This is a genomic window from Streptomyces sp. SID11385 (assembly GCF_010548245.1).
Lineage (GTDB): Bacteria > Actinomycetota > Actinomycetes > Streptomycetales > Streptomycetaceae > Streptomyces.
In genome coordinates this window covers 1-5,769 of sequence record NZ_JAAGLR010000320.1, presented here as the reverse complement: position 1 = coordinate 5,769, position 5,769 = coordinate 1, and the positions used below count along the sequence as shown (strand labels likewise).

The 5,769-nt window shown below is 74.4% G+C and carries 5 protein-coding genes and 1 pseudogene; 3 read left to right on the top strand and 3 right to left on the bottom strand.

What is annotated here, in order from left to right:
- Positions 1 to 851 (top strand): annotated as a pseudogene (locus G3I42_RS09760) (DUF3626 domain-containing protein); the annotation flags it as partial.
- On the opposite strand, the gene G3I42_RS09755 reads toward G3I42_RS09760, so the two are convergent.
- Together G3I42_RS09755 and G3I42_RS09750 are read right to left on the bottom strand one after the other, a co-directional pair.
- Positions 835 to 1,608 (bottom strand): class I SAM-dependent methyltransferase, encoded by a 774-nt coding sequence (locus tag G3I42_RS09755; RefSeq protein ID WP_164284325.1) that lies wholly within the window; start codon positions 1,606 to 1,608, stop codon positions 835 to 837. The pseudogene G3I42_RS09760 and the gene G3I42_RS09755 overlap by 17 nt on opposite strands.
- 110 nt (positions 1,609 to 1,718) lie before the next feature.
- A complete protein-coding gene (locus G3I42_RS09750; protein ID WP_164284323.1) occupies positions 1,719 to 3,194 on the bottom strand; it encodes an FAD-dependent monooxygenase in 1,476 nt (491 codons plus the stop codon).
- A gap of 395 nt (positions 3,195 to 3,589) precedes the next feature.
- Here G3I42_RS09750 and G3I42_RS09745 point away from each other — a divergent pair, with 395 nt between their 5' ends.
- Together G3I42_RS09745 and G3I42_RS09740 are read left to right on the top strand one after the other, a co-directional pair.
- Positions 3,590 to 4,426 carry an MBL fold metallo-hydrolase gene (locus G3I42_RS09745; RefSeq protein ID WP_164284327.1) on the top strand — a complete coding sequence of 279 codons (837 nt, stop codon included), beginning with the start codon at positions 3,590 to 3,592 and terminating at the stop codon, positions 4,424 to 4,426.
- An 18-nt stretch (positions 4,427 to 4,444) separates the two neighbouring features.
- Positions 4,445 to 4,918, top strand: a complete 474-nt coding sequence (locus G3I42_RS09740; RefSeq protein WP_164284321.1) for an SRPBCC family protein — start codon at positions 4,445 to 4,447, stop codon at positions 4,916 to 4,918.
- A 101-nt stretch (positions 4,919 to 5,019) separates the two neighbouring features.
- Here the strand turns inward: G3I42_RS09740 and G3I42_RS09735 are convergent, their stop codons facing one another.
- Positions 5,020 to 5,607, bottom strand: coding sequence for a hypothetical protein (locus G3I42_RS09735; RefSeq protein ID WP_164284319.1), 588 nt, complete (start codon positions 5,605 to 5,607; stop codon positions 5,020 to 5,022).
- Positions 5,608 to 5,769 lie beyond the last annotated feature (162 nt).

Here is a 5,769-nt window from a genome sequence, read left to right as displayed (position 1 = left end):
GCCCGCACGGCGCTCGCCCATGTCGCCGCCCGTGCCCGGGGCGCCGCGCTCCCCGCGCACGTACGCGTCACGCTCCAGTTCCACCCCGACCGCCTCGCCAGCGACGGCACCCCCGTCCTGGAGCGCCTCGCCGCCGACGGCGCGTACCACTCGCAGTACGTGACGGGCACGAGCAACGGCGGCCTCACCGCGCACCCGGGCGGCGACCGCCACCGCTGGGAGAGCCGCATCTTCGGCGGCGCCTACGACGCCGCGCCCCCGGCCGCCCGCCCCGTGTACGGCGCGCTCGACGACGGCACACGCGGCCCCGTCGGCGCCGCGCCGCGCTTCGGCTCCTCGTACTTCCGGCTGCGCCCCGAGACCCTGGACCGCGCCACCTTCTGCTACCCGGACAGCGCGGCGGAGCCGGAGGACTTCGGGGTACGGGAGCGCTGCGACCTGCTCAGCCTTGCCGCGCCGGGGGCCGCGACCTCCTGGACGCGTACGTCGAGACGCACGTCCACGGCGGCGTCCGCCTCGCGTCCGACATCGAGGCCCTCGTCCTGGACGCCGCCTACCGGGGCACACCCGTGGAGGCGGCGGCCCGGCGGCTGCCGTGCCCCGTGGAGTGGCACCCCGGCTTCACGGTCGAGGCGGAACTCCTGCGCGCGCACCCGGAGTTCAGGGGCCCCGAGTACGTGGCGCTGGCCCTGGAGGTGGCCGAGCGCGGCCGTCTCGACCCGAGGATCGTCGGCGACGCGGTCCGGGCCGGCCGGGCCCACCCCCAGGACCTCAAGAAGGTCTGGCACTACCTGGCGCGCTACGGCGCGCCCCGGGCGCCCCGGGCGCCCCGCCTCACTCCCCCGCGATGAGCAACCGGTACCCGTAGTCCACGGACTCGCGCGTCAGGAGTTCGGCGTGCCGTCGGTGCCACTCCCCCGACTCCAGGTCCGCGCGCAGCCGTGCGACGGCGGGCTCGACGACGGAGTCGGGGAGCTGCGCGAAGGTCGAACTCGCCGCCCGTACCACGGGATCGAGGAACATCTCGGGCCGCCGCCAGTACGCGGTCTGGAGGCCGTCGGTGAAGTCGTGCGGGATGGGGAACGGCACGACGGTGTGCGCGCCCATGGCCTCGGCCACGTCCGACACGGGCGTGAACCGCTCCCGCTCCATGGCGCGGATCTCCGGGAAGTACTCCCCGACGACCCACAGTTCGGGCTCGTGGACCGGGTCCCACGTGAAGACGACCTGCCGGCGCGCCACCCGCCGCAACTCGGCGAGCCCCTGCCGGAGACCGGACCAGTGGTGCACGGTCATCACCGCCATGGCCGCATCGAACTCACCGTCCCCGAAGGGCAGTTCCTCGGCGCCCGCCCGCACCTTCCGCTCCCCGGGGTGCTGGTCGAGCATGACCTGCGAGGGATCGACCGCGACGACCTCGGCATCGACCGGCTCGTAAGATCCCGTCCCCGCCCCGACATTGACGACCGTCCGCGCCCCGCCCAGCCCTTCGCGGATGAGCGCGGCAAGCCGAGGATCGGCCTGCCGCACCCGCCGGTAGCCGACACCGATGCGGTCATAGACGGGAGACGGGGCGGGACTCGCTGAGGCTGAAGCAGAGGTGTTCATACCCCGATCCCACCACCGACGGCCCGAGCGGGGAAGGGCACCCCACGGAAAGACCGCCCCCACGGGAAGGCCCCCCGCCGCTCCACGGAAGGCTCCCTACCGCGCCCCCCCTACCGCTCCCCCGCCGCCCCGAACCACCGCTCCAGGGCCTCCCGCAAGCCGTCGTCGCTCCCCTCGCTCGTTCCCACCCACACCACGTGCCCGTCCGGCCGGGTGAGCACCGCGCCGCCGTGCCGGAGGACGTCGCCGGCCGGGCCCTCGTCCTCGGTGCCTCCCGTTCCCGTGACGTGCGCGATCCGGTCCGCCCAGCCGTCCACGGTCAGGCGCGGGGCGCCGCCCTCCACGAGGACGCCCCGGCCGCCGTGCATGGCCGCGTACACCCGCCCGGCTCCGAGGTCTCGCAACCGTCGTCCCAGCAGCGGGTGTTCGCCGCCGCCGACGTCGTACCGCACCCCGATCGCCGTCAGCTTCTCGATGAGGTGCTGGTTGACGGCGTCGTAGGAGGTGACCAGTTCGCCGAGGAGGCGCCGCACGGCCAGCGCGCCCGGCGTCGTCGACAGCAGTTCCATCTGCGCGCGCGTGTTGTCGAGCACCTCGGCCGCGACGGGGCGCCGCTCGCTCTCGTACGTGTCGAGCAGCCCGTCCGGTGCCCGGCCGGTGATCTCGGCGGCGAGCTTCCAGCCGAGGTTGAAGGCGTCCTGGATGCCGAGGTTGAGGCCCTGGCCGCCGGTCGGCGGGTGGATGTGCGCGGCGTCGCCCGCGAGCAGGACGCGGTCCACGCGGTAGCGCTCGGCGAGCCGGGTCGCGTCGCCGAAGCGGGTCAGGCGGCGGGGCGCCCGTACCCCGAAGTCCGTGCCGGCGACGGCCCGCAGGCAGGAGCGCAGCTCGTCGAGCGTCGGTTCCCCGGCGTCCGGGCCCGCCACCCCGCGCGCGGGCACGATGACCCGCCAGTACCCGCCCTCGCCCAGCGGCGCGAGCCCGAAGCGCTTCTGCGTCTCGCGCACCCGCGCGACCACCGCCGTGATCTCCTCGGCGGGCGCGGTCACCTCCGCCTCGGCGAGCAGCGTCTCGTGGCGCGTCGGCTCCCCGGGGAAGCCGACGCCGAGCAGCGAGCGGACCGTGCTGCGGCCCCCGTCGCAGCCCACGAGCCACCCGGCGCGCCGCTCGGTCCCGTCCGCGAGCCGTACGCTCACGCCCTCCGCGTCCTGCGCGAAGCCGGTCACCTCGGCGCCCCGGACGATCCGCGCGCCGAGCCCCTCGGCGTGCGCGGTCAGCAGCTCCTCGGTCACCGTCTGCGGGATGCCGAGCACGTACGAGTGCGCCGAGTCGAGCCCTTCCGGCCAGCGGTCCCCGAGCGCGGCGAAGAACCCGCCCGTGCGGAAGACCTTCCCGCGCGCGAGGAACTTCTCCAGCAGCCCGCGCTGCTCCATGATCTCGATGCTGCGCACGTGCAGCCCCTGCGCCCGCGACCAGGCGTACGGCGCGGGGTCCCGGTCGAGCACGACCACCTCGACCCCGTGCAGCCGCAACTCCGCCGCGAGCATCAGTCCGGTCGGCCCGGCACCCGCGATGACGACATGGCTCATGTAGGCGATCTCCCTCGGTTCCCACGTGCCGGGACCGCGACCGGCCCCGGGCGGGAGATTCTGCGCGAAAAGGGGGGTCTTGCGGCAAGACCCCCCTTGCGCTATAGCTTGATAGTGGCAGGGAGCGGCGACGCTCCCTTTTTTGTCGTCCGGGGCTGTCCGGGGCGGTACCGGGCTGCCGGTCGTACGGGGCAGTCGTCCGTGGCGCGGTGCAGTCACCTGCCGGATACCGCGCCCGCTCCCCCGGGACGAGGCTGGGCACGTACCACCACCCACCCCACCCCCGCAGGAGCGGCACCGTGCCCCCCGAAGCCTCCCCGGCCCCCCGCGTCACCACGATCGAACTCGGCGACGTCACCGTCCACCGCGTCATCGAGTACTCCGACACGACCCCGATGACGACCGATGTCTTCTTCCCCGACAGCGAGCGCGAGGAGTGGCACCGCCACCGCGAGCTGCTCGCCCCGCACCACTGGGACCCCGAGACCGACCTGACCCGCGCGGCGACGCAGTCCTGGGTGCTGCGCAGCGAGGGCAGGACGATCGTGATCGACACGGGCGCGGGCAGCGACAAGTACCGTCCGCTGCAACCGATCTGGTCCTACCTGAAGACGGACTACCTCGCGAACCTCGCGGCGGTCGGCATCCGCCCCGAGGACGTGGACCTCGTCGTCAACACGCACCTCCACGACGACCACGTCGGCTGGAACACGCGCCTGGAGGGCCGCGACTGGGTCCCCACGTTCCCGAACGCCACGTACCTCATGCCGCGTGCGGACTTCACGTACTGGAAGCCGGAGAACCTGCACCGGACGGTCTTCGGGCGCGGCAACCAGAACGTCTTCGAGGACAGCGTCGAGCCGGTCGCGGAGGCGGGGCTCGTGGAGCTGTGGGACGAGTCGTACGTGATCGACGGGAACCTGCGCCTGGAAGCGACGCCCGGCCACACGCCCGGCGCCTCGGTGATCCACCTCGACTCGGCGGGCGACCGGGCGATCTTCGCCGGTGACCTGCTGCACGGCGCGATCCAGGTCCGCGAACCGCACCTCAACAGCTGCTTCGAGGAGGACGAGGCGGCGGCCCGCGTGAGCCGCGCCCGCATGTTCGCCCGCGCGGCCGACACCGGGGCCCTCGTGCTCCCGGCCCACATCCCGGGCCACGGCGCCTTCGAACTCCGCCGCGAGGGCCGGGGTTTCGACATCGCCGCCTGGGCGCCCTTCTCCCGTACCTGATCCCTCCGGAGCCACGCCATGCCCCTCGACGTCACCCGCCACCACCTCACCCGCCGCGCCTGGGTCCCGCTCTCCCCGGCCCGCGCCTACGACCTCCTGAGCGAGGTCTCGCACATCTCCCGCTGGAGCCCGAACGCGGTCCGCGCCGCGTACGACGAAGGAGCCGGGCCCCACGCGGGCGCCTGGTTCCACGGCCGCAACCGCCGCGACGGCGCCGAGTGGGACAGCCGCTCACAGGTGCAAGTCACCCAGCCAGGGCGTGAGTTCGCCTACACGGTCCTCGGCTCGGAGGGCAGCCCCGTCGTCCGCTGGACGTGGACCTTCACCCCGTACGCCACCGGCACCGCCCTGACCCAGTCATGGCAACTCCTGGCGTACGACCCGGTGTTGGGCACCACCCCGCAGGACCTCGACACCCTCCGCGAGGCCACGGCCGACAGCATGGAGTCGACGTTGACGGCCCTGTCGGCGTGGGCGAGCGCGCACGGGTGAGCCGGTGGGGAGGCGGGCGGGGCGGCGCTGGGGCGTACGGGGGGTGGGGGCGCTGCGGGGCTCCGTACGTCCCGCCGCCCCGCCCCGCCGTACCCGTACCCTCACGCCCCCACGTACGCCACCGCCGTCGCCGCCCCCAGCGCCGCGCCCGCGCACACCTGCGCCACCGTGTGGTAGCGCAGCGCCACGCGGGACCAGCAGACGGCCGCCGTCAGGGCGTAGGCGGCGAGCCACCACGGGGAGTGGACGCAGGCGAGGAGGGCGACGACCGCCGAGGCCACGGAGGCGTCCACGCTGATCTTCCAGGCGGTGTTGACCGTGAGCAGGATGATCGTCATGAGCCACAGCGCGAGCATCGCGCGCAGGATGCCGTTCGGGGCGTGGCCCAGGAGCATGATCACGACGCCCGCGCCGATCGAGGCGAGGATGACGAAGAAGATCGGCGCGCGCTGCTTGCGGTCCACGACGTGCCGGTCGCCCCAGGTGCCGCGCCCGCGCTCCCACTCGATGTACGCGGCCGGGACGATGCCCGCGCACAGCGCGCCGAGCAGGCCCCACGGCAGGCCGGTCCAGTCCCCGGCCGCCGCGAGCCCGACCGCCGCCATGCCGCCGAGGAGGAGGTTGCGCGGCTGGAAGACGTCGGTGACGGTACGGGCCAGACGGTGGTCCTCGGCGGTCGTCGTGCTCACGAGGGGGTGCCTTTCGGGGTCGGTACGGGGGCGGGGCGCGGTGTCGCGGGCTTGCGGGCGGCGTCGCGGTACGCGGCCGAGACGCGCAGCAGCCACGCGATCTCGCCGTCCTGGTCGGCCGCTTGCGGCGGTACGAGGGCGGGCCCGGCCGGGCCCGCCGGG

Coding starts and splice junctions, on each gene's coding strand:
- G3I42_RS09745 (WP_164284327.1), top strand. CDS start 3,590: ATGACGACCGATGTCTTCTTCCCCGACAGCGAGCGCGAGGAGTGGCAC.
- G3I42_RS09740 (WP_164284321.1), top strand. CDS start 4,445: ATGCCCCTCGACGTCACCCGCCACCACCTCACCCGCCGCGCCTGGGTC.
- G3I42_RS09750 (WP_164284323.1), bottom strand. CDS start 3,194: ATGAGCCATGTCGTCATCGCGGGTGCCGGGCCGACCGGACTGATGCTC.
- G3I42_RS09755 (WP_164284325.1), bottom strand. CDS start 1,608: ATGAACACCTCTGCTTCAGCCTCAGCGAGTCCCGCCCCGTCTCCCGTC.